The sequence below is a fragment of the Enterobacter kobei genome, from assembly GCF_001729765.1.
In the GTDB taxonomy this organism is placed as follows: domain Bacteria; phylum Pseudomonadota; class Gammaproteobacteria; order Enterobacterales; family Enterobacteriaceae; genus Enterobacter; species Enterobacter kobei.
Genome location: NZ_CP017181.1, coordinates 3160355 through 3183050 on the forward strand (window position 1 = coordinate 3160355; position 22696 = coordinate 3183050).

General features: G+C 55.9%; 19 protein-coding genes. 8 read left to right on the forward strand and 11 right to left on the reverse strand.

Annotated elements, in window-relative coordinates; genetic code table 11:
• Positions 1-114: 114 nt before the first annotated feature.
• The 4 genes from galS to BFV64_RS15200 all read right to left on the reverse strand — a co-directional run bounded on the left by galS (position 115) and on the right by BFV64_RS15200 (position 4388).
• Positions 115-1137 (reverse strand): HTH-type transcriptional regulator GalS, encoded by a 1023-nt coding sequence (galS, locus tag BFV64_RS15185; RefSeq protein WP_014884565.1) that lies wholly within the window; start codon positions 1135-1137, stop codon positions 115-117.
• A gap of 155 nt (positions 1138-1292) precedes the next feature.
• The gene (gene yeiB, locus BFV64_RS15190; RefSeq protein ID WP_069602245.1) at positions 1293-2450 is read right to left on the reverse strand and encodes a DUF418 domain-containing protein YeiB; all 1158 of its coding nucleotides are present in this window, start codon (positions 2448-2450) and stop codon (positions 1293-1295) included.
• Between the two features lie 18 nt (positions 2451-2468).
• Positions 2469-3137 (reverse strand): GTP cyclohydrolase I FolE, encoded by a 669-nt coding sequence (folE, locus tag BFV64_RS15195; RefSeq protein ID WP_014884567.1) that lies wholly within the window; start codon positions 3135-3137, stop codon positions 2469-2471.
• Positions 3138-3239: 102 nt separating this feature from the next.
• A complete protein-coding gene (locus BFV64_RS15200) occupies positions 3240-4388 on the reverse strand; it encodes a YbfB/YjiJ family MFS transporter (RefSeq protein ID WP_045134302.1) in 1149 nt (382 codons plus the stop codon).
• Between the two features lie 138 nt (positions 4389-4526).
• On the opposite strand from BFV64_RS15200, the gene fghA reads away from it, so the two are divergent.
• Together fghA and BFV64_RS15210 are read left to right on the forward strand one after the other, a co-directional pair.
• The gene (gene fghA, locus BFV64_RS15205; RefSeq protein ID WP_063614556.1) at positions 4527-5354 is read left to right on the forward strand and encodes an S-formylglutathione hydrolase; all 828 of its coding nucleotides are present in this window, start codon (positions 4527-4529) and stop codon (positions 5352-5354) included.
• 259 nt (positions 5355-5613) lie between these two features.
• On the forward strand, positions 5614-7599 hold the full coding sequence (locus tag BFV64_RS15210) for a ligand-gated channel protein (protein ID WP_047344814.1): 1986 nt from the start codon (positions 5614-5616) through the stop codon (positions 7597-7599).
• Between the two features lie 54 nt (positions 7600-7653).
• Here the strand turns inward: BFV64_RS15210 and lysP are convergent, their stop codons facing one another.
• Positions 7654-9123, reverse strand: a complete 1470-nt coding sequence (gene lysP / locus BFV64_RS15215; RefSeq protein WP_014884571.1) for a lysine-specific permease — start codon at positions 9121-9123, stop codon at positions 7654-7656.
• Between the two features lie 170 nt (positions 9124-9293).
• On the reverse strand, positions 9294-10160 hold the full coding sequence (gene yieE / locus BFV64_RS15220) for a DNA-binding transcriptional regulator YeiE (RefSeq protein WP_014884572.1): 867 nt from the start codon (positions 10158-10160) through the stop codon (positions 9294-9296).
• Between the two features lie 97 nt (positions 10161-10257).
• Between yieE and BFV64_RS15225 the strand changes: the two genes are divergently transcribed.
• Both BFV64_RS15225 and nfo read left to right on the forward strand, forming a co-directional pair.
• Positions 10258-11304 carry a YeiH family protein gene (locus BFV64_RS15225; protein ID WP_014884573.1) on the forward strand — a complete coding sequence of 349 codons (1047 nt, stop codon included), beginning with the start codon at positions 10258-10260 and terminating at the stop codon, positions 11302-11304.
• Positions 11305-11368: 64 nt separating this feature from the next.
• A complete protein-coding gene (gene nfo, locus BFV64_RS15230; protein ID WP_014884574.1) occupies positions 11369-12226 on the forward strand; it encodes a deoxyribonuclease IV in 858 nt (285 codons plus the stop codon).
• Between the two features lie 45 nt (positions 12227-12271).
• Here nfo and fruA read toward each other — a convergent pair whose 3' ends face one another.
• The 3 genes from fruA to fruB are packed head-to-tail and all read right to left on the reverse strand — an operon-like array spanning position 12272 to position 16048.
• A complete protein-coding gene (gene fruA, locus BFV64_RS15235; RefSeq protein ID WP_069602246.1) occupies positions 12272-13963 on the reverse strand; it encodes a PTS fructose transporter subunit IIBC in 1692 nt (563 codons plus the stop codon).
• 16 nt (positions 13964-13979) lie between these two features.
• Positions 13980-14918 (reverse strand): 1-phosphofructokinase, encoded by a 939-nt coding sequence (fruK, locus tag BFV64_RS15240; protein WP_008500936.1) that lies wholly within the window; start codon positions 14916-14918, stop codon positions 13980-13982.
• Positions 14918-16048, reverse strand: a complete 1131-nt coding sequence (gene fruB / locus BFV64_RS15245) for a fused PTS fructose transporter subunit IIA/HPr protein (RefSeq protein WP_069602247.1) — start codon at positions 16046-16048, stop codon at positions 14918-14920. Before fruB ends, fruK begins: the two co-directional genes overlap by 1 nt.
• A gap of 361 nt (positions 16049-16409) precedes the next feature.
• Between fruB and setB the strand changes: the two genes are divergently transcribed.
• Positions 16410-17591: a sugar efflux transporter SetB gene (gene setB, locus BFV64_RS15255; protein ID WP_047027536.1), complete on the forward strand. Its 1182-nt coding sequence runs from the start codon at positions 16410-16412 to the stop codon at positions 17589-17591.
• Here the strand turns inward: setB and BFV64_RS15260 are convergent.
• A complete protein-coding gene (locus BFV64_RS15260; protein WP_023330932.1) occupies positions 17588-17842 on the reverse strand; it encodes a YkgJ family cysteine cluster protein in 255 nt (84 codons plus the stop codon). The two genes, setB and BFV64_RS15260, sit on opposite strands and share 4 nt — an antisense overlap.
• A 161-nt stretch (positions 17843-18003) precedes the next feature.
• On the opposite strand from BFV64_RS15260, the gene yeiP reads away from it, so the two are divergent.
• On the forward strand, positions 18004-18576 hold the full coding sequence (gene yeiP / locus BFV64_RS15265; protein ID WP_014884579.1) for an elongation factor P-like protein YeiP: 573 nt from the start codon (positions 18004-18006) through the stop codon (positions 18574-18576).
• A gap of 120 nt (positions 18577-18696) precedes the next feature.
• On the opposite strand, the gene uxuA is transcribed toward yeiP, so the two are convergent.
• Positions 18697-19887: a mannonate dehydratase gene (gene uxuA / locus BFV64_RS15270; protein WP_014884580.1), complete on the reverse strand. Its 1191-nt coding sequence runs from the start codon at positions 19885-19887 to the stop codon at positions 18697-18699.
• 205 nt (positions 19888-20092) lie between these two features.
• On the opposite strand from uxuA, the gene BFV64_RS15275 reads away from it, so the two are divergent.
• Both BFV64_RS15275 and BFV64_RS15280 read left to right on the forward strand, forming a co-directional pair.
• Positions 20093-21559 carry a mannitol dehydrogenase family protein gene (locus BFV64_RS15275; RefSeq protein WP_048997185.1) on the forward strand — a complete coding sequence of 489 codons (1467 nt, stop codon included), beginning with the start codon at positions 20093-20095 and terminating at the stop codon, positions 21557-21559.
• A 123-nt stretch (positions 21560-21682) separates the two neighbouring features.
• Complete coding sequence (locus tag BFV64_RS15280; protein ID WP_048997186.1) at positions 21683-22669, forward strand: CobW family GTP-binding protein; 987 nt, start codon at positions 21683-21685, stop codon at positions 22667-22669.
• Positions 22670-22696 lie beyond the last annotated feature (27 nt).

Below are 22696 nucleotides of genomic sequence, written 5' to 3' on the forward strand. Positions count from 1 at the left end.
TAATCACCGTTACATAGCGTTTCAGCTGCTAAAACGCTGACATCATAGTCAGCGCCTTGTTAAGATACTGTGAATTTACTCACAGATTGAAAACGGTTACATCACCTCATGTAATCAGTTAGTGATCGGAGCCACAATTTGCCGCGACGCGACGGAATGTCGACGCACCAGGGTTGGCATGAAGCAATGGGTCGCCCCAGGATCCAGCAGCCCTGCGGCTCCCTGTAACGCCAGTTCAGTAGCCAGTTTTGCCATAGAAGCAATGGGATAGCGCACCGTGGTCAGCTGCGGGTCGGTGTAACGGGCGATCGGAATGTCGTCAAAGCCAATCAACGACAAATGCTGCGGCACCGCAATGCCGTTATCTTTCAGTGCCGTCAACGCGCCTGCTGCCATGCTGTCGTTATACGCAAACACCGCAGAAAGCTGCAGATTGCGGCCCAACAACTCCACCATTGCCGCCTCACCGCCCTGCATGTCAGGCGTACCAGTGCCGATCCAGCTCTCTGATGCGGTAATGCCGTGTTCTTTCAGGGCGTTTTGCCAGCCCTCACGCCGGTACGCGTCATCTTCAATTTGATGGCTGGAGGCAAGATAACCGATCCGCTGATGGCCGTTATTGATAAGCATTTTGGTGGCCATCATGGCGCCGCTGACGTTATCCAGCCCAACACAGCGGTGGGCATAGCCCGGCACAATCCGGTTAATCAGCACCATGCCCGGTATCTGTTCCATAAACCCGGCAAGCTCTTCATCACTTAAGGCTTTGGAGTGAACAATCAGGGCGTTACAGCGCTGGCGAATCAGTACTTCGATGGCATGACGCTCTTTCTCCGCCTCATGATAGCTGTTGCCAATCAGCACATATTTTTGATGCTGCTGGGCAACCACATCGACCGCTTTCACCAGCGCACCGAAAAAGGCGTCTGAGACATCCATCACCACCACGCCGATGGTATCGCTGACCTGCGTGGCAAGCGCCTGCGCGTTGGCATTTGGCCGGTACCCGAGCTGGGTCACGGCTTTCATTACGGTTTCACGGGTTTCAGGGCTCACCAGCGCACTGTTGTTCAGCACGCGGGAGACGGTAGCCACAGAAACGCCCGCCAGACGGGCGACATCACGAATGGTGATCATATTCACCATCCTTCAAAGGATTGCAGCAACTCACAGACACCCCCTGTGTTTAGCAAGGTGGCTATTTTGGCAGCGAGAGAAAAGGGACTACGTGAAGAAGCTCACAGTCATGAAAACGCTTACATCCGTTTTGTTAATGATTGTGATCCAGATCGTTATCTGGATGTATTACTCAATGATACCCCTGAAGCATGTGCGGTTAACTGACGCCACACCCACTCCAGCGGCCCCTGACGGAAATAACGCAGCCAGATAACGGAAAACGCCAGATTAACCGCCCAGATCGGAATAACAAACGCCAGCAGCCCGAGGCGGTCGAATTTCATAAACAGGCCAAAGCGATAGAAAATCGTGGTGCATATCAACGTTTGCAGGAGGTAATTGCTTAACGCCATGCGCCCGACGCAGGCGACTGCGCTGACAAGCCACAGGCGAGAAAGCTGCGGCCAGAAGCCATATATTAGCGCCGCGTAGCCGATGGTCTGGAATGGCGCGCTCAGTTCACGCGGTACCTGGAGCAGGAAAGCGCACCAGCGATAATCCCAGTGAATGTGCCACTGTGTCATCACCGCCGGGAGGTTTATCAGCACGCCGAGCAGAACCAGCCCCGCCCCGGTGCGACGATAATGACGCAGGCTGAACTCCCCTTTCAGCCACCCGGTGCGCATCAATGACGCCCCCATCAGCATCATCCCTGCCAGCTGCCAGCCGTATTGCGCCCCCAGCGCAAGAAGGTTATCCCCCAGCATATCCGTCCGGTTGCTAATGGCTTCCGTACCGCCTTTTAGCTTCCAGAACTGCTCGTACTGGAGGTTTGCAGCATCCGGGATCCAAGAACGGTTGGTCGCTTCGCCAGAGATCATCCCCAGCAGCAGCAGCACCCCAAGCCCCATGAGGTAGAGCATCACGCCGGTGTTAAACAGGCTTTTCACGCTGTGCGCATCACGAATGAGACGCCAGCAGATAAGCCCGACTAACCCATATGCGAGAAGAATATCGCCGTCCCAGAAGAACAGACCGTGGATAAAACCGAGGATCACCAGCAGGGTTAAGCGCGACTGGATCCAGCGGGTGCCGCGTTTAAGCAGAAGCTGTAGTCCTGCGCCAAACAGCAGGGCAAAGAGCGTGAGGAATTTAACCTGGGCAAACAGATCAAGGATTGCCCAGGTCCAGGCATCGCTTCGGGTGATATCGCCGTACCAGGCGGGATTGAGATAAGCGGCCTTCGGCAGACCGAAGGCGCTAATATTCAGCAGCAGGATACCCAGTATGGCGACGCCGCGAACAAAATCGAGCGTGACGTTTCGCTCCATGGTCCCTGCCCTGTGAGATTAGTTGTGGTGACGCACGGCGCGCAGGAACTCCTGGCGGGTGTTCTGGCTCGATTTAAACAGACCGCCCAGCGAAGTGGTGGTGGTTGCACTGGTCGCATCACGTACGCCGCGGGCTTTCACGCAGTAGTGAACGGCATCGATGGAGACCGCCACGTTATTGGTGCCCAGCAGCGTTTGCAGGGCAATCAGGATCTGCTGCGTCAGACGTTCCTGAACCTGAGGACGCTGCGCGAAGAACTGCACAATACGGTTGATCTTCGACAGACCAATCACCGTATCTTTCGGAATGTAAGCCACGGTCGCTTTACCGTCGATAGTAACGAAGTGATGTTCGCAGGTGCTGGTCAGCGTGATATCACGTACCGTGACCATCTCGTCCACCTTCATCTTATTTTCAATAACGGTAATTTTCGGGAAGTTGGCGTAATCCAGGCCAGAGAAAATTTCGTCGACGTACATTTTCGCGATGCGCTTAGGCGTCTCCATCAGACTGTCATCGCTCAGATCGAGATTCAGCAGTTGCATGATCTCGGTCATATGCCCGGAAATCAGACTTTTACGGGTTTCATTGTCCATATCCTCAACGGGCGGACGCAATGGCGTTTCGAGACCGCGCGCAAGCAGGGCTTCATGGACCAGGGCAGCTTCTTTACTGAGTGATGACATTTTCTTCTCCTGCAGGTGTGGCGTCTTTCGCCCTCGTTGTGGCAAAAGTATGCGCTCATTGTGCGTGAGGCGACGCACATAATCCAGTATTCACGACGATAATTATTGCAATTGCTGTTGCCTTTCAGCGTGACGATTCCAGACCAGCGCGCCGCCGATGAACAACGCGACGCCCGCCAGCCCCAGCGCAGGCTCCAGCCGGTGGGTTAGCCAGGTCGATAACGCCGATGTCACCGGGCCAATCAACTGCCCGATGGCATACCCGGTGGTGAGCAGTCCCGCCATATAACGCGTGTGGTTCGGTGCCAGCTCTCGGCCGTATAAAAGAGAGAGCTGCACGGCGCAAAGGAACCCCCCACCTACCAGCAGCCCGCCCGTCAGCAAACCGCCGATGCCCGGCAGCAGCCAGGCCGCCAGGACACCCGCGCCCTGAAGCCACAGCACGATAGCCAGCCTGCGGTTAGCCGTGGAGATATGTCGCAAGGCAATGCTGAGCGCAATCCCCACCACAGCGGCGAGACCAAAAATCGGCCAGACAAACTGGGCAAACAGGCTGCCGGGAAAGCGCACGGCGGCCATTTGCGATAAAAAGGTCGCCGGAAGGATATAGCCAAATCCCGCCAGGCTGTAGCTCCAGACCAGGCGCTTTAAATCCGCGGTCAGCCGCAACGGCTCAGGCGCAGTCCCCGGGCGATGAAGCTGGCCCGTACGCGGCAGATAGCGTGCCACCAGCGCAATCAACACGAGCGCCAGCACGCCGTAGATCTGCCACGCCGCACCGGCCGAAAGGGATTTCGCCTGAATATAGACCGCGAGCAGGCCGCTCAGGGCGATACCCGCGCCGGGGCCGGCGAACACCGCAGCACTGAGCCCCGGTTTACCCAGTTGCCCCAGCCGCTCGTTGGTCCAGGCGGCAATGAGTACCATTGACCAGCCACTCATGCAGCCGATCGCAAAGCGCAGCAGGCCATGTACGACGGCGTTATCCGCCGCCGCGGAGAGCAGCGTCAATGCAACCGCACCCGTAATGCCGAGCCAGAGCCGCGTTTCAACAAAGCGGTGCGCGCGCATGGCATCCCATGCTCCCACCAGATAGCCAAGATAATTCATCGCCGCCACCAGGCCTGCGCTGGTGAGCGTGAGTTGCCCGGCGGCAATCATCAGCGGTACCTGAGGCGTAAAGGCAAAGCGCCCTATCCCCATCGCCACCACCAGAACGACAAACCCACTAAGCGCAATACGCAGCGCCATGACCGCTCCAATTGTTAAAGAAAAGTAAATTTATGATGCAGCATCTTGCCGTTCCGCGAAAGTGAAAGTTGCTCACAGGTAAATGAAAACGCTGTATTATGATGCTAATGAATAGCTATTCTCATTAAGGAGCCTTGCATGGAACTGCTCGAAGAGCACCGTTGTTTTGAAGGTCGACAGCAGCGCTGGCGGCACGACTCCACCACGCTGAACTGCGCCATGACGTTCAGTATTTTCCTGCCTCCGGCAGAGAATCCGCCTGTTCTGTTCTGGCTTTCTGGCCTGACCTGCAACGACGAAAACTTCACAACCAAAGCCGGTGCGCAGCGTATTGCGGCCGAGCTGGGTATCGCGCTGGTGATGCCCGATACCAGCCCCCGTGGGGACGATGTGGCGGATGATGCAGGATACGACCAGGGTAAAGGCGCCGGGTTTTACCTGAATGCGACCGAGCAGCCGTGGGCGAGTCATTATCGTATGTATGACTACATCCGTGACGAGCTGCCTGCGCTGATTCAGGCCGAATTCGCGGTAAACGATCGCTGCGCCATCAGCGGACATTCCATGGGCGGACACGGGGCGCTAATCATGGCGCTGAAAAACCCCGGGAAATATACCAGCGTCTCTGCGTTCGCGCCGATTGTTAACCCAACGCAGGTACCGTGGGGACAAAAAGCCTTCACCCACTATCTGGGCAAAGATGAAACGAAATGGCAGGAATGGGACAGCTGTGCGCTGATGCTGGCGAGCGACTCAGCAAATGCGATCCCGATGCTTATCGATCAGGGCGATGCGGATCAGTTCCTCGCCGGGCAACTCCAGCCCGCCGTTTTAGCTGAAGCGGCACGCCAGAAGGACTGGCCGCTCACGCTGCGCATTCAGCCAGGATATGACCACAGCTATTACTTTATGGCCTCCTTTATTGAGGATCATCTCCGCTTCCACGCGGCGCATTTGTTCGCGTAATTTTCGCTATTTGCCCGATAGCCTCTCGCCTGTCGGGCTTTTACCCTTATTGACATAATCCTATCCGCTTGAATCCAGGCTATTTTCTTGCCAACACATCAAACACAAATGATTTCAATTATCATTTGTGTTTACAATTATACATTCTTTTGTACAATTCCAGACTCTTCTCCATCACAAAGAGTTCTTACAAGACAAATACATACAGTTCTCAGGGTTATCCCGATGGAGTTTTTTTCTTTTTATATGGAATGTACAAATGACAATACCACGCGTTAAATTGCTGGCCGCTGCCATTGGCGCCGCCACACTTTCCTCCTTCGTTCACGCAGCCGATCAGGACACCGTTGTCGTCACTGCGACGGGTTTTGAACAAAAAATCCAGAATGCCCCCGCCTCCATCTCGGTGATTTCAAAACAGCAGATTGAAGATAAAGCCTACCGTGATGTCACCGATGCCCTGAAAGACGTCCCGGGCGTCGTCGTTACTGGCGGCGGGAGCAGCAGTGATATCAGTATTCGCGGCATGGCGTCGCAGTACACGCTGTTCCTGGTGAACGGCAAACGCGTGAGTACGCGCAGTACCCGCCCAAACAGCGACAACTCGGGCATTGAACAAGGCTGGCTGCCGCCGCTGGAGTCCATTGAGCGTATCGAGGTTATCCGTGGCCCGATGTCCTCACTTTACGGCTCTGATGCAATGGGTGGAGTCATCAACGTCATTACCAAAAAAGTGTCGAACACCAAAGCCTGGACAGGTTCGTTGCATGGCGATGCAACCTTCCAGGAAAACAATGATTCCGGTGATATCTTTCAGACCAACGCCTACGCTTCAGGTCCCCTGATTGACGGGCTGCTTGGCGCAAAAGTGACGGGGCTTTTGTCACGCCGCGCAGAAGATAAGATTGTGAACGGGTATAACGAGCAGAAAATGCGTAACGGCGGTATTACGTTGAATTTCACGCCGGACGAGCAAAATGATTTCGACCTCGACTTTACCCGTGAACTTCAGGACAGAAACAGCACGCCGGGGATGTCGAAAGCGACGGAAACCTGCCGTGGAACGACCTGTACACCAAATACCAAAAGCGAAACCCGCTATGAACATACCACCTACTCATTAACCCACAGCGGTTATTACGACGACTTCAATACCACCAGCTATATCCAACAGGAAGAGACGAATAACCCGGATCGTGAAATGCGCTCGTACAACACCACCTTCAACAACCAGAACCAGATCTTCCTCGCCGATCATACCCTGACTCTCGGCGGGCAATATCGCTATGAGAAACTGCGCGACAACGGCAATCAGCTGGAGGCTGCCGATGGCCTGAACAAACTGACACGCTGGAGTTGGGCACTGTTTGCCGAAGATGAATGGGCAATGACGGAAAGCTTTACGTTAACCGGCGGCCTGCGCATGGACAAAGACCAAAACTATGGTACTAACTGGACGCCACGTGGTTACGGTGTATGGCACCTCGCCGACCAGTGGACATTAAAAGGCGGGGTTTCTGCGGGCTACCGTGCACCGGACCTGCGTCAGTCGTCTGCCAGCTGGGGGCAGGTAACGGGTGGTGGCCGTCTTGACGGTATCATCGTTGGCAACCCGGACCTGAAACCAGAGAAGAGTCTGAGTGAAGAGATCGCCCTGCTCTGGGATAATAACGACAATCTTAATGCCGGTGTGACGCTGTTCAATACCGACTTCAAAGACAAAATTACTGAAGTTCGCCGCTGTAACAGCAGTTCCGATCCCGCCTGTACGATTGGCGATCACAGCTATGATTTCGTGAGCGACCGCGTCAACGTGGACAAAGCCAACATGCGCGGCGTGGAGTCTACCTTCGGCTGGAAAATCACGCGCGATGTGAACTGGACTGCCAACTACACTTATACGGAATCCGAGCAGAAGAGCGGCCAGTTCTCCGGTAAGCCGTTGAACAAAATGCCAAAACATATGTTCAATACCACCCTGGACTGGCAGGCGACACCAGACGTCGGCTTCTGGAGTCGTCTGAACCTGCGCGGTAAAACGTCTGAGTATCTGAGCCGTACATCAATGTCCCAGGGTACACCGTCCTATACCCAGGTGGATGTGGGTCTGCGCTACAACGCGAACAAAAACCTGCTTGTGACTGCCGGTGTGTATAACGTGCTCGATAAGCAAATTGATTACGATACGTATGACACCGTGCTTGATGGACGTCGTTATACCGTGGGCATGACTTACAGCTTCTAACCGCCCCATAAAAAAGCCCGCTCGAATGAGCGGGCTGAAAGAGAGGAATTGCGGTTATTGTTTAAATCGTTCCGGGAATTCCATTTCACTGTAGCGAACGAAGTGTGTTCCTTTCGTCAGTTTGTAACCAAACCAGATGATCAGGAACAGCGGAATACCAATGTAGGTTGCCGTGACGGCGCCCCAGTCGATAGTATCCGCGAGGAACGCTTCATAGTTCTGGCCCAGCGTAATAATCAGACACAGAATGAAGGCGAAAATTGGCCCCAGCGGGAAGAACCCTGAGCGATACGGCAGGTCGTTCAGATCATGACCTTGCATTACGTAACCGCGACGGAAGCGATAGTGGCTGATGGCAATGCCCAGCCAGGCGATAAAGCCCGTCATCCCGGAGGTGTTAAGCAGCCACAGGTAAACCGTCTGGTTGCCGAACATGGAGGTCAGGAAGCACAGACCGGCAATCACCGTGGTGGCGTACAGAGCGTTACGTGGCACACCACCGCGAGACAGTTTAGCGAAGATGCGCGGCGCTTTACCGTCGCAGGCCAGGGTGTAAAGCATACGGGTGGACGCGTACATACCGGAGTTACCCGCTGACAGCACTGCCGTCAGGATCACCGCATTCATTACCGCCGCCGCAGAGAGCAGTCCCGCGTGCTGGAAGACCAGAGTGAACGGGCTGACGCTGATGTCTTTCACATCGTTACGCAACAGGCTTGGATCGGTATACGGAATGATCAGGCTGATAATCAGGATCGCGAACACGTAGAACAGCAGGATACGCCAGAAGACCTGACGCACCGCGCGAGGAATGTTCTTCTCCGGATTTTCAGATTCACCGGCCGCAATGCCAATCAGCTCAGTGCCCTGGAAAGAGAAGCCGACAATCATCGCCACGCCAATCATGGCCGAGAACCCACCGGCAAACGGCGCATCGCCTATTGTCCAGTTGCTCCAGCCCGCAGGCTCTGCCCCTTTGAAAATACCAACGATCATCGCCACACCGACGACGATAAAGATGATGACGGTTGCCACTTTGATCAAAGAGAACCAGTATTCCGCTTCACCAAACCCGCGTACGGAGATGTAGTTCAGCAGGAAAATGACGACCAGGAACAACGCGCTCCAGATCCAGCCCGGCGTGTCCGGGAACCACCAGGTCATCACCAGCTGTGCGGCGACGAGGTCAACGGCGATGGTAACAGCCCAGTTGTACCAGTAGTTCCAGCCCAGCGCGAAGCCGAAGCCTTCTTCCACGTATTTTTGTCCGTAGGTCGAAAACGAACCGGATACCGGCATGTATGCCGCCAGTTCACCCAGGCTGGTCATCAGGAAGTAGACCATCAGGCCAATCAGGATATAAGAGAATAATGCCCCACCCGGGCCAGCTGCCGAAATCGTTGCGCCAGAGGCAACGAAAAGACCTGTACCGATGGAGCCGCCAATGGCGATCATCGTCAGGTGACGCGCCTTGAGTTCACGACGTAGCGTGGGCGCTTCTGTGGTTTTAGTTTCTGAAACCATGTGAAAATGCTGTCCATTCAATAAATGAGGCGCGATTGTAGCAGACGATCGGCGTTCCTTCCGGCAGAAATACTCAGTTATAAGAGAGCTTCATGACGCGGCCAGGATTATAAGTAAAGCATCATTTTTCCCTCCCCCTTTTGGGGAGAGGGCCAGGATGAGGGGCAATTTCACATCTCGCAATAGCGCAGAAAACGCTGCAGCGAACTGGAAAGGTGTTTCTGACGATGATGGATGCACCACAGCGTGCGCACCAGTTTCGGCAATGGAACAGGAATTTCCACCAGCGATCCCGTCTCAAGCTGTTCGGCAATCACGCGTCGGGAAAGGCAGCTGATACCCAGTCCATGACGCACCGCATGCTTAATCGCCTCCGAGTTCCCCAGCTCCATTCCCAGCTGGAAATGCGGCAAATGAGACAGCAGCAGGTAATCGACAATTTCACGCGTGCCGGAACCCTGCTCGCGCAGGATCCACTGAGCCTGCGCCAGGCGCTCCAGCGTCACCTCGCCCTGTAATAAAGAAGAGGCCGGGGAGGCAAACACCACCAGCTCGTCTTCCAGCCAGGGCTCAGCGATGATATCGACGTTGTGGCACGGACCTTCAATGAGACCGATGTCCACGCGAAAATCGATCACCGCGTTGATGACGTCCTGGCTGTTACCCACGCTCATCTCCAGCGGCAACGAGGGAAAATCCCGGCGATAGCGGGCAATCACTTCCGGCAGGATGTAGTTACCGATGGTACTGCTGGCAAAAACGCGGATCGCGCCGTTGTCTTCGCGGAACAGCTGTTCAATTTCGATAGCCTGCTCCAGCAGAGCCAGCGCGCGCGGGTAAAGCAGGCGGCCATGCTCATTGACCACCAGACGCTTCCCTACCCTGTCGAAAAGCTGAACGCCTAACTGTCCTTCAAGATCGGTCAACGCCGCGCTAACGGCAGACTGAGAGAGCGCCAGCATTTGTGACGCCTGAGTCGTAGAGCCGCTCTTCAGCACTTCGGCAAACACTTCCAGCTGACGCAATGTAATGTGCATGGTCACTTACCACTTATATAGATTGATTATAAGTATATAATCAATTTTATTTTTAAGCCAGATCGCCCTAACCTTTAGCCAGACAAAGGAGAAGGTTATGTCAGAACTCACCTTACAACATCATCGTACAGTTTGGCACTTCGTGCCGGGTCTCGCGCTCAGCGCCGTCGTCACCGGTGTGGCCTTATGGGGCGGCAGTATACCGGCAGTGGCCGGTGCCGGGTTTAGTGCCTTAACGCTGGCTATTTTGCTCGGCATGGTGGTCGGGAATACCGTCTACCCGCACATCTGGAAATCCTGCGACGGGGGCGTCATTTTCGCCAAACAACATTTATTACGTCTGGGCATTATTCTTTACGGTTTCCGCCTGACCTTTTCGCAGATTGCGGATGTCGGCGTGAGCGGGATTGCCATTGATGTCCTGACCCTTTCGAGCACCTTTATGCTGGCGTGCTTTATCGGCCAGAAGGTGTTTGGCCTGGACAAGCAGACCAGTTGGTTAATTGGCGCAGGCAGCAGCATTTGCGGTGCGGCAGCGGTACTGGCAACGGAACCGGTCGTTAAAGCTGAAGCCAGTAAAGTGACGGTGGCCGTCGCGACGGTGGTCATCTTCGGTACGCTGGCGATCTTCCTTTATCCGGCTATGTATCCGCTGGTGGCGCACTGGTTTAGCCCGGAAACCTACGGCATCTATATCGGTTCGACGATGCACGAGGTGGCACAGGTGGTCGCAGCAGGTCACGCCATCAATCCGGAAGCGGAAAATGCCGCGGTCATCGCCAAAATGCTGCGCGTCATGATGCTGGCCCCGTTCCTGATTTTCCTGGCCGCGCGGGTTAAGCAACTGGCTCCGGCAGGTGGCAGTGAGAAAAGCAAAATCACCATTCCGTGGTTTGCGATCCTGTTCATCGTGGTCGCTATCTTTAACTCGTTCCACCTGCTGCCAAAAGCGGTCGTGGATATGCTGGTGACGCTGGATACGGTGCTGCTGGCCATGGCGATGGCGGCTCTGGGTGTGACCACGCACGTCAGCGCCCTGAAAAAAGCCGGCGCAAAACCGCTGCTGATGGCGCTGGTGCTCTTTATCTGGCTGATTGTGGGCGGCGGCGCGATTAACCTCGCCGTACACAGCCTGATGGCATAAACCCTCTCGTCGTTCTCCTGTTAACCCGTTATGATAAGCGTTTCGGGTTAACAGGAGTCTTTTTATGAAATATGTTGGAGCGCACGTCAGCGCTGCAGGTGGCCTTGCAAACGCCGCCATTCGCGCCGCCGAAATCGAGGCAACCGCTTTCGCCCTGTTCACCAAAAATCAGCGCCAGTGGCGCGCCGCACCGCTCACCACCGACGTGATTGATGATTTCAAAGCCGCCTGTGAAAAATACCACTACGGGCCGGGCCAGATCCTTCCCCACGACAGCTATCTGATTAACCTCGGTCATCCGGTTCAGGAAGCGCTGGATAAATCCCGCGAGGCGTTCCTTGATGAAGTGCAGCGCTGTGAACAGCTGGGGCTGACGCTGCTGAACTTCCATCCGGGTAGCCATCTGATGCAGATCGACGAAGACGCCTGTCTGGCGCGTATTGCTGAGTCCATCAACATCACCCTGGAGAAAACCAACGGCGTGACCGCGGTGATCGAAAACACCGCCGGTCAGGGCAGCAATCTCGGTTTTAAGTTCGAACATCTGGCGGCGATCATCGACGGCGTGGAAGATAAATCCCGCGTGGGCGTGTGCATTGATACCTGTCACGCGTTTGCGGCTGGTTACGATCTGCGTACAACCGAGGCAACGAAAAACACGTTCGATGAGTTTGAGCGCATCGTGGGCTTCAAGTACCTGCGCGGTATGCACCTCAACGATGCGAAAAGCGCCTTTGGTAGCCGGGTTGACCGCCACCACAGCCTGGGCGAAGGCAATATTGGTCACGATGCATTTCGCTTTATTATGCAGGATGCCCGTTTCGACGGTATCCCCATGGTGCTGGAAACCATCAATCCGGATATCTGGGCGGAAGAGATCGCGTGGCTCAAGGCACAGCAGACCGCTGAACAGGCGGCATAAAAAAAGCCGGGTTGCTTCGCACCCGGCTTTTTTGTTGCTTATCGCTTACGCTGCTTTTGCAACCCCTTCCGCTTCCGGACGTTTCAGCACCGCGTAAGAGAGACCCGCCACCAGCGTACCGGCAATGATTGCCAGCAGGTAACCCAGTACCGGGGTGATAGCGCCAGGGATCAGCAGGACGAACAGACCACCATGTGGTGCCATCAGCTTCGCGCCAATCGCCATGGAGATGGCCCCCGTCACCGCACCGCCCACGATACAGCATGGCAGCACACGCATTGGATCACGCGCCGCGAACGGGATTGCACCTTCGGTGATGAAGCACAGACCCAGCACCAGCGCCGCTTTACCGCCTTCCTGCTGCGCTTTGTCGAACTTACGACGGGCGATAATGGTCGCCAGGCCGAGCGCCAGAGGTGGCACCATACCGGCCGCCATGATCGCCGCCATCGGCGCGTAGGTCTGGGTACTCAGCAGGCCAACGCCAAACGCGTATGCCGCTTTGTTCACCGGACCGCCCATATCGGTACACATCATACCGCCGAGGATTGCGCCCAGCAGAACCGCGTTCGCCGTACCCATGGTTTGCAGCCAGTGGGTCAGACCCGTCAGGATGCCCGCTACCGGTTTACCGATGAGGTAAATCATCGCCAGACCCACCACCAGGCTGGAAATCAGCGGGATGATGAGAATCGGTTTCAGCGCTTCCATACTCTGCGGCAGCTTCAGCTTCGAGCTGATCAGCTTCGCGACGTAACCGGCCAGGAAGCCGGCAATGATACCGCCGATAAAGCCGGAACCGGTGCTGACGGCCAGCATACCGCCGATAAGACCCGGCGTCAGACCAGGACGATCAGCGATGGAGAAAGCGATAAAGCCTGCCAGAACCGGCACCATCAGCGCGAACGCTGCCCCCCCGCCGATCTGCATCAGCGCAGCCGCAAGCGTACCTTCTTCTTTAAATGCTGTAATACCAAACGCAAACGAGAGCGCGATACACAGACCACCCGCCACCACCATCGGCAGCATGTAAGACACACCCGTCAGCAGGTGACGGTAGGCCCCCGCAGACTCTTTCTTCCCTTCGGTGGCGGTTTTAGCCGCACCGGTAGCCTGGTAAGGTTTGGCTTCCGCCAGCGCTTTATCAAATTCCTGAGCGGTCTTTTTCAGCGCCAGGCCGGTTGAGGTGCGGTACATCGGCTTACCGGCAAACTTCGCCAGATCGACTTCGATATCGGCCGCCACAATCACCAGATCGGCTTCCGCCACTTCTTCCGGGGTGATGGCGTTACCGGCACCCACGGATCCACGGGTTTCGACTTTTACCCACCAGCCGCGTTTTTTCGCTTCGGTTTCAATGGCTTCAGCCGCCATAAAGGTATGCGCTACCCCGGTTGGACACGCCGTTACCGCCACAATGCGTTTCGGCCCGGTGGCCGCAGCCGCGGTCGGTGCTGTCGCGACAGGTGCGCTGTAAACCGACGCGTGGCCTTTCGCTTCACTCAGGAACAGTTCTGGATGTGCCACCGCGCGATTAATATCGCCCAGCCACACTTTTTTGCCGTTCAGCGCACTGTCCGCAGGGATTTTATCACCCAGAACAATCGCCAGTTCAGCATCACCCGGGTTATCAATGATGTCCAGGTGTGCTTTTTGTGCCGCCGCGCCCAGCAGGGTCTTCGCCATATAGGCGCGAGCCTGTCCGAGACCGGAGTCAATGATCAGCAGCGTTTTCATTATTCCTCTCCTGCTGTTAGTTAAAAGGTTTTAAGTCAACGCGCGCCATCATCGCGGCTAACTGGGTACGATCGGTAATACCGACATTGCTCTGGCTCACGGCCAGGGCTGCAACGGCGGTGGCAAGACGTAACGTATGTTCACTGGATTCACGCATCAGCAGGCCGTAAATCAGGCCGCCAACCATCGAATCCCCAGCGCCAACGGTACTCACAACTTCCATTGACGGCGGTTTGGCAATCCATTCGCCAGAAGCGTTAACCCACAACGCGCCTTCTGCACCCAGCGAGATCACGACGTGAGCGATACCCTGCTCACGCAGCGCATGGGCTGCATCAATCACATCTTTTAATTCTGGCAGCTTACGGCCAGCCCAAATCTCCAGTTCGCGGCGATTCGGCTTCACCAGCCATGGAGACGCTTTCAGACCCGCAACCAGTGCGTCACGGCTGCTGTCGAAAATAATGCATGGGCACTGGCTACGCAGGCGCGTCATCCAGTCGGTAAACGCTTCCGGGCTCACGCCGGACGGCAGGCTGCCGCTGACGCACACCATGTCGAACTGACCGAGCCAGGTGAGGGAGTCGTTAACAAAGCGCTCCCAGTCTGACGGGGTGACTTCGAAGCCAGAGAAGTTCAGGTCGGTCACTTCACCGTCTTTCTCCGTCAGCTTGACGTTGATACGGGTACGGCCCTGAACGACCTGGAAGCGGTTAGCAATGCCCAGCTCGCTGAACAGCTGCTGGAAACCGTCCTGGTTATCTTTACCGAGGAATCCACCCACGGTGACATCGATACCGAGATCCTTGAGCACTTTCGCGACGTTAATCCCTTTGCCCGCAGCATGCAGGCCAGTGGTACGCACGAGGTTTACTTCGCCGCGCTCAATCTCCGGGCAAAACCCCACCAGGTCATATGCCGGGTTCAGCGTAATAGTCGCAACACGTCTGCTCATTATGCGCCCTCCCCCAGACCTGCCCCGATGGCGTCGCCAATCGCTTTCAGCGCCTGTTCAGCATCAGCACCCTGCGCGGTGAAACGCAGACGGTGACCTTTCTTCACGCCCAGCGCGACCACTTTCATCAGACTACGGCCGTTGGCCGGTTTGCCCGTGCCATCAAGGTTAGCCACGGTGATCTCACTTTCGAATTGTTTAATGGTATTCACCAGCATGGTGCCTGGACGGGCGTGCAGGCCGTGTTCGTTACGTACCACGAACTCAGCGGTCAGCAGGTCATCCGTCAGCGCATCATCACTGGTCAGCAGAGCCAGCACGGTGGCAGCATCCGCGTTCAGCAATTTTTCAGCTTTATTATTCAGCAGCAGATCGCCCAGACGCTTCAGCACCGACACTGGCTGCTCATCGTTCATCGTCACGGTGACCAGCATGGCGGCAGGCTCACCCTCAACGTCAAACGCTGTGGCTGCACGGCTCACCGCGATAGCACTGCGCAGGTTGCCTTCAGCACTGTCGTTCAGCCAGATACCCTGGCCAAGATTCAACGGTTTGTCGTTAATCACGCGCGTCACGAAGGTGGCATCAGCCGCCCCGGCTTCTTTAAGACGACCCGCATTCAGCGCCTGCAGCGTGACCAGATCCGAAGCCACTACATCCAGCGTCAGCGTGTCATTATCCAGTTTCAGCGCTTCACTCTGTTTTTCACCCATCAGCAAGGCACGCAGCTCTTCAGCGGTTGTCGCAGACTTCAGCTGTTCCGCCACGGCGTCATCACTCAGGACATGCGTTAGCTGACGCAGCAGACCCAAATGTTCGTCGCTGCTGGCCGCAATGCCGATAGCCACATACGCTACCTGACCTTCGCCCCAGAGCACGCCCTGCGGGAACTGATAAACCTTCACGCCGGTTTTCAGCACCTGGTCGCGGGTGTCTGTTGTACCGTGCGGAATGGCAATCCCATTACCGAGGAAGGTGGAGGTCTGCTGCTCGCGCGCCAGCATACCGTTTACGTAGCCGTCCGCGACGTTGCCTGCCTGCACAAGGGCAGCGGCAACCTGACGAATAGCCTCTTCTTTATCCCCGGCCTGAGCGCCCGGGTGAATATCCTGAACAGATAACTGGAACATGGTTCTCCTCTCCTGCTGAAAGTGAATCGTTTCAGCTTACATGAGAAAAAATACGCTAGCCTGCTCCGTTTGTTAAAACAAGATAGCGCTGAAACGTTTCAAAAAGTCTTGCGCTTTCTGCAATGTCTTGCAAGAAAAGTCGTATTTCCGATCTCAGAATTTAGAGATGCAGCACATTTCTTCCGCATTCAGCTGAATTTTGCTGAAGTTCAGCAAATCAGTTTCAGCTAAGTTCAGCCAGCAGGGTGAGAAGTTGAAATGCCATTTTGATTTTTCGTGGCATCATTGACCTCGTCCACTGTTTATTTTTTAGCTAACGGCGTAAACTCCGCCCCTCTCTGTTACTCGCTAATTATAAAACATGCATAACACCCCTGCGGCCACCTCGCCGAAGCCCTTCGATTTGACGTCAACGGCGTTCCTGATTGTTGCCTTCTTCACGGGCATTGCTGGCGCGTTGCAAACCCCAACGCTGAGCTTATTCCTGACCAACGAGGTTCACGCCCGTCCTGCGATGGTTGGCTTCTTTTTTACCGGGAGCGCCATTATCGGCATCCTGGTAAGCCAGTTCCTGGCGGGCCGTTCCGACCGAAAAGGCGATCGTAAAAGCCTGATCGTTTTCTGCTGCCTGATGGGCGTCCTGGCCTGCGTTTTGTTTGCCTGGAACCGTAGCTACTTCATTTTGTTGTTCGTGGGGGTTTTTCTGAGCAGCTTTGGCTCAACCGCCAACCCGCAGCTGTTTGCCCTCGCCCGCGAGCATGCCGACCATACCGGGCGTGAAGCGGTGATGTTCAGCTCGGTCCTGCGTGCTCAGGTGTCGCTGGCGTGGGTGATTGGCCCGCCGCTGGCTTACGCGCTGGCGATGGGGTTTGGCTTTACGGTGATGTACCTGAGCGCGGCGGTCGCGTTTGTGGCGTGCGGTGCGATGGTGTGGTGCTTTCTGCCGTCAATGCGCAAAGAGCCCAAAGTGGCGACAGGCGTCCTGGAGGCCCCGCGCCGTAATCGTCGCGATGCCCTGCTGCTGTTTATTATCTGCACGCTAATGTGGGGCACCAACAGCCTGTATATCATTAACATGCCGCTGTTTATTATTGATGAACTGCATCTGCCGGAGAAACTGGCCGGCATAATGATGGGCACCGCTGCCGGTCTGGAGATCCCGACCATGCTGATAGCGGGCTATTACGCGAAGCGTTTCGGAAAACGTTTTTTGATGCGCATCGCGGCCGTCGCCGGGCTGCTGTTCTACGTTGGTATGCTGACGGTCCATACGCCGGGGCTGCTGCTGGCTTTACAGCTGCTGAACGCCATCTATATCGGGATTCTGGCGGGGATTGGCATGCTCTACTTCCAGGATCTGATGCCGGGCCAGGCAGGCTCAGCGACCACCCTTTATACTAATACCACGCGCGTGGGCTGGATTATAGCAGGCTCCATGGCCGGGGTCGTTGCTGAGATCTGGAACTACCACACGGTGTTCTGGATTGCGCTGGTGATGTGTACGCTGACCATTGGCTGTCTGGCGAGAATCAAAGACGTTTAAGGCGCGGTGAGCGCTTCCAGCTCAAGCAGATAGAGCATCGCCTGCGCACGCGAACTGCCGCACATCTCGACCCCAGGCTGTAGCCCGGAGCAGACCTTCGGGCGCAGGGGCGAACCAAAGATCATACACAGGTTGGATTCAGAGAGCTGAACACAGCGGGTATTAGCGGGCTTGCCCTCCGGCATTCCGGGTATCGGGCTTGAAATGGACGGAGCGGTACAGCACGCGCCGCAATCTGGACGACAATCCATACATGCTCTCTCAGTGACGAAGCCCGTGCAGTCGGGCATCGGGCGCACAGTAACACCTTTTGTGCGTTGATAGCAAAAGCCACGAATTCCGCTTGCCTGAAAGGCCGCGCACGAGTAATTTGGCGCGATATTTTTTACCTCCCGTAAACAGGATTATTGCAATGCCAAGAGCGAACGAAATTAAGAAAGGTATGGTACTGAATTACAACGGCAAACTGCTGATTGTGAAAGACATCGACATTCAGGCTCCCAGCGCCCGTGGTGCTGCCACGCTGTACAAAATGCGTTTTGCCGATGTGCGTACCGGCCTGAAAGTGGAAGAGCGCTTTAAAGGTGACGATATTGTCGATACCGTGACCCTGACCCGTCGCTATGTTGATTTCTCTTACGTCGACGGCAACGAGTACGTGTTCATGGATAAAGAAGATTACACCCCGTATATCTTCACCAAAGATCAGATTGAAGAAGAGCTGCTGTTCATCCCTGAAGGCGGTATGCCTGACATGCAGGTTCTGACATGGGATGGCGTGCTGCTGGCGCTGGAACTGCCTCAGACCGTCGATCTGGAAATCGTTGAGACGGCACCTGGCATCAAGGGCGCATCCGCAAGTGCCCGCAACAAACCTGCCACTCTGACCACCGGTCTGGTTGTGCAGGTGCCGGAATACCTCTCCGCAGGCGAGAAAATCCGCATCCATATCGAAGAAAAACGCTATATGGGTCGCGCTGACTGATAGCGTATCGTGCTTTTCGCCCGGTGGCGCTACGCTTACCGGGCCTACGAAACCAGCTCTGAAGCTGGTTTTTTGTTTCTGTAGGCCGGGTAAGGCGAAGCCGCCACCCGGCAATTCCGGTTACAGAAGCTCCGGATACTTCGTCATCTTCAGCGCCAGCTCAACGCCGCGCACTTCCGCCATCCCTTTCAGTCGGCCTATCGCCGAATAGCCTGGGTTGGTTTTCTTGCGCAGATCGTCCAGCATCTGGTGCCCGTGGTCCGGGCGGAACGGAATAGGACGGACATCGCCAGCCTGCTTACGACGCGCCTCTTCTGCCAGGATGGCATCGACCACCGCGACCATATTGACGTCTCCGCCCAGGTGCGCGGCTTCGTGGAAGGTCTTAGGATTATCCTCCCGGCAGGTTGCGCGCAAATGCGTGAAGTGAATGCGATCGCCAAAGGCTTCAATCATCTGCACCAGGTCGTTATCCGCGCGAACACCGTAGGAACCCGTACACATGGTAAAGCCGTTATAGATGCTGTTGACCGTCTCTTTCAGCCACTGCATATCTTCAATAGTGGAAACGATGCGCGGCAGACCGAGGATAGGACGCGGTGGATCGTCCGGATGCACGGCCAGACGCACGCCGACTTCTTCCGCAACCGGTACGATAGCGCGCAGGAAATAAGCCATGTTTTCACGCAGCTGGTTCTTATCAATATCGCCGTATTCCGCCAGACGCGCGCGGAACTGGTCCAGCGTGTATCCCTCTTCTGCGCCCGGCAGGCCCGCAATGATGTTGCGGGTCAGCTTTTCAATATCCGCTGCACTCGCGTCATTAAACCATTGAAGCGCCTGCTGCTGCTCTTCAGCGGTGTAATCCGCGTCGGCGCCAGGGCGTTTCAGGATGTGCAGCTCAAATGCCGCAAAGGCAATCTGGTCGAAACGCAGCGCTTTTGAGCCGTCCGGCATCGGGTATTCCAGATCGGTCCGCGTCCAGTCCAGAATAGGCATGAAGTTATAGCAAACCGTATCAATGCCGCAGGCCGCCAGGTTGCGAATGCTCTGCTGGTAGTTCGCAATCCAGGTCTGGTAATCCCCGGAATGGGTTTTGATATCTTCGTGGACCGGAATGCTCTCCACGACAGACCAGGTTAATCCCTTCTCCGCCAGCAGCGCCTGGCGCTGTTGAATTTCCTCAACCGGCCAGACCTGGCCGTTAGGAATGTGATGCAGCGCCGTCACGACACCCGTTGCGCCAGCCTGACGCACATCATCAAGAGAAACCGGATCGTTCGGCCCGTACCAACGCCAGGTTTGTTCCATTGCCTCACCCTCTAAAGTTGTTATACCAATATGTGTTACCGCAATGACGACTACCATACATGTTTAGCGTACAGGGTCAACATACCGCCACACGTTGATTGATCTAACTCACAGAACGGGGATATTTACGGCTCACCAATTTTATTTACTGTCATATAACTTTACACTGGCATTGTTAATTAATGGTTAATCAGGTGTGTATTTCATGAAGACAATTGCCTCCACCTCGCTTCCTGCCCATGTTCAGCAACCTCGCTACGATCGCAAGCAATTACGCTCCCGGATCGTCCATTTTGGCTTTGGCGCATTTCACCGCGCGCACCAGGCGCTGTTAACAAACCGGGTGTTGAATGAAAAAGGCGGCGACTGGGGGATTTGTGAAATTAGCCTCTTTAGCGGCGATGTGCTGATGGGCCAGCTACGCGGGCAGGATCATCTGTTTACCGTGCTGGAGAAAGGTGCTGAAGGAAATCAGCCAATCATTGTCGGCGCCGTTCATGAATGCCTGAATGCAAAGCTTGATTCCCTGTCCGCCATTATTGAGAAATTTTGTGAGCCCCAGGTGGCGATTGTATCGCTCACCATCACCGAGAAAGGCTACTGCATCGATCCCGCGACCGGTAAGCTGGATCGACAAAACGCGCGGATCCAGCACGACCTGGACAACCCCGCCGAACCGCATTCTGCGCCTGGGATCCTGGTCGAGGCGCTACATCGCCGCCGCGAGCGAGGTTTGCCAGCGTTTACCGTGCTTTCCTGTGACAATATTCCTGACAATGGCCACGTGGTGAAAAATGCCGTGCTTGGCATGGCGCAGAAACGTTCCCCGGCGCTGGCGGAGTGGATCGAAGGCCACGTGAGTTTTCCGGGCACGATGGTCGACAGAATTGTTCCCGCGGCGACGGAGGCCTCGCTTGCAGAAATCGCCGATGCGCTCGGCGTCGACGATCCGTGTGCCATCAGCTGCGAGCCGTTTATTCAGTGGGTGGTGGAAGATAATTTTGTTGCCGGGCGTCCGGAGTGGGAAGTGGCAGGTGTCCAGATGGTGCAGGACGTTCTGCCGTGGGAACAGATGAAATTACGCATGCTCAACGGCAGCCACTCTTTCCTGGCGTATCTGGGATACCTCGCCGGGTACGCGCATATTAATGAATGTATGGAGGATGCCGCCTTCCGTGAAGCCGCCCGGCGGTTAATGCTGGAGGAGCAGGCGCCTACGCTGCGTATAAAGGATGTGGACCTGACCGCCTATGCCGACAGCCTGATTGCGCGCTTCGCCAACCCGGCGCTGCAACACCGGACCTGGCAGATTGCGATGGACGGTAGCCAGAAACTGCCGCAACGGATGCTGGATGGCATCCGCATCCACCTTGAGCGAAATACCGACTGGCCTCTTCTGGCACTGGGCGTTGCCGGCTGGATACGGTACGTCAGCGGTACCGACGAACGCGGCAACGCGATTGATGTTCGCGATCCCCTCAGCGATAAAATTCGCGCGATTGTCGGGGCCAGCCGCGACGCTGACCGCGTTAACGCGCTGCTGGGGCTGAGCGAGGTCTTTGGCCACGATCTCCCCCAGAATAGCGTATTTGTTGAGGCGGTAAGCGAGGCATACGCGCGCATCACCCGCCGCGGCGCCCGTCAGGCTGTTATAGAAACGTTAAATATTTAACGATTATTGCGCTTAACGCGAACGGACGTCGCCTCCGTTCGCCCTTCCCCTTCTCATTGGGTACGTTTTTCGCCAGGATAAGAGAATAGTGTTATAGCATCACAATTCTCGACTGGAGTGCATGTGACCAAAACGAACCTCATCACCGGTTTTCTCGGCAGCGGTAAAACCACCTCAATTCTCCATCTGCTGGCGAATAAAGATCCTGCAGAAAAATGGGCCGTACTGGTCAATGAATTTGGCGAAGTGGGCATTGATGGTGCGCTGCTGTCAGAGAGTGGCGCAATGATTAAAGAGATCCCCGGCGGGTGCATGTGCTGCGTCAATGGCCTGCCGATGCAGGTCGGGCTCAATACGCTGCTGCGTCAGGGTAAACCGGACCGCCTGCTGATTGAGCCTACCGGTCTGGGCCATCCGAAGCAGATCCTCGATTTGCTGACCGCACCGGTCTACGAACCGTGGATCGATCTGCGCGCCACCCTGTGCCTGCTCGACCCGCGTCTGCTGCTTGATGAAAAAGCGGTGGCCAATGAGAACTTCCGCGATCAGCTCGCCTCGGCGGACGTTATTGTCGCTAATAAAGAAGATCGCGCCACGGCGGAAAGCCAGGCCGCGCTGGAGGCGTGGTGGCAACATTTCGGCGGCAATCGTACCCGCGTGCAGACCACCCAGGGAAAAATCGATAGCGCCCTGCTCGACCTGCCTCGCCAGAATCTGGCGGAACTCCCGACCAGCGCAGAGCATGCTCATCACCATCCCGTTAAACAGGGACTGGCGGCGCTTAGCCTGCCAGAGCACCAGCGCTGGCGACGTAATCTGAACAGCGGCCAGGGATATCAGGCCTGCGGATGGATTTTCGATGCCGATACGGTTTTCGACACCATAGGCATCCTTGAGTGGGCCAGACTTGCGCCGGTTGATCGCGTAAAAGGCATTATGCGCACGCCAGACGGGCTGGTGCGGATCAACCGCCAGGGCGAGGATTTCTTTATCGAAACGCAAAACGTCGCGCCGCCGGATAGCCGAATAGAGTTAATTAGTGCGGTTAACGCCGACTGGAATGCCCTGCAGTCCAGCCTGTTGAAGCTTCGTTTAAGTTCAGGCGGCTAACGTTGCCCCAGTTTTCACTCTATGCTG

Bases quoted from the DNA above. Each gene is read 5' to 3' on its own strand.
- galS (WP_014884565.1), bottom strand. From the start codon at position 1,137: ATGATCACCATTCGTGATGTCGCCCGTCTGGCGGGCGTTTCTGTGGCT.
- yeiB (WP_069602245.1), bottom strand. From the start codon at position 2,450: ATGGAGCGAAACGTCACGCTCGATTTTGTTCGCGGCGTCGCCATACTG.
- folE (WP_014884567.1), bottom strand. From the start codon at position 3,137: ATGTCATCACTCAGTAAAGAAGCTGCCCTGGTCCATGAAGCCCTGCTT.
- BFV64_RS15200 (WP_045134302.1), bottom strand. From the start codon at position 4,388: ATGGCGCTGCGTATTGCGCTTAGTGGGTTTGTCGTTCTGGTGGTGGCG.
- fghA (WP_063614556.1), top strand. From the start codon at position 4,527: ATGGAACTGCTCGAAGAGCACCGTTGTTTTGAAGGTCGACAGCAGCGC.
- BFV64_RS15210 (WP_047344814.1), top strand. From the start codon at position 5,614: ATGACAATACCACGCGTTAAATTGCTGGCCGCTGCCATTGGCGCCGCC.
- lysP (WP_014884571.1), bottom strand. From the start codon at position 9,123: ATGGTTTCAGAAACTAAAACCACAGAAGCGCCCACGCTACGTCGTGAA.
- yieE (WP_014884572.1), bottom strand. From the start codon at position 10,160: ATGCACATTACATTGCGTCAGCTGGAAGTGTTTGCCGAAGTGCTGAAG.
- BFV64_RS15225 (WP_014884573.1), top strand. From the start codon at position 10,258: ATGTCAGAACTCACCTTACAACATCATCGTACAGTTTGGCACTTCGTG.
- nfo (WP_014884574.1), top strand. From the start codon at position 11,369: ATGAAATATGTTGGAGCGCACGTCAGCGCTGCAGGTGGCCTTGCAAAC.
- fruA (WP_069602246.1), bottom strand. From the start codon at position 13,963: ATGAAAACGCTGCTGATCATTGACTCCGGTCTCGGACAGGCTCGCGCC.
- fruK (WP_008500936.1), bottom strand. From the start codon at position 14,918: ATGAGCAGACGTGTTGCGACTATTACGCTGAACCCGGCATATGACCTG.
- fruB (WP_069602247.1), bottom strand. From the start codon at position 16,048: ATGTTCCAGTTATCTGTTCAGGATATTCACCCGGGCGCTCAGGCCGGG.
- setB (WP_047027536.1), top strand. From the start codon at position 16,410: ATGCATAACACCCCTGCGGCCACCTCGCCGAAGCCCTTCGATTTGACG.
- BFV64_RS15260 (WP_023330932.1), bottom strand. From the start codon at position 17,842: ATGGATTGTCGTCCAGATTGCGGCGCGTGCTGTACCGCTCCGTCCATT.
- yeiP (WP_014884579.1), top strand. From the start codon at position 18,004: ATGCCAAGAGCGAACGAAATTAAGAAAGGTATGGTACTGAATTACAAC.
- uxuA (WP_014884580.1), bottom strand. From the start codon at position 19,887: ATGGAACAAACCTGGCGTTGGTACGGGCCGAACGATCCGGTTTCTCTT.
- BFV64_RS15275 (WP_048997185.1), top strand. From the start codon at position 20,093: ATGAAGACAATTGCCTCCACCTCGCTTCCTGCCCATGTTCAGCAACCT.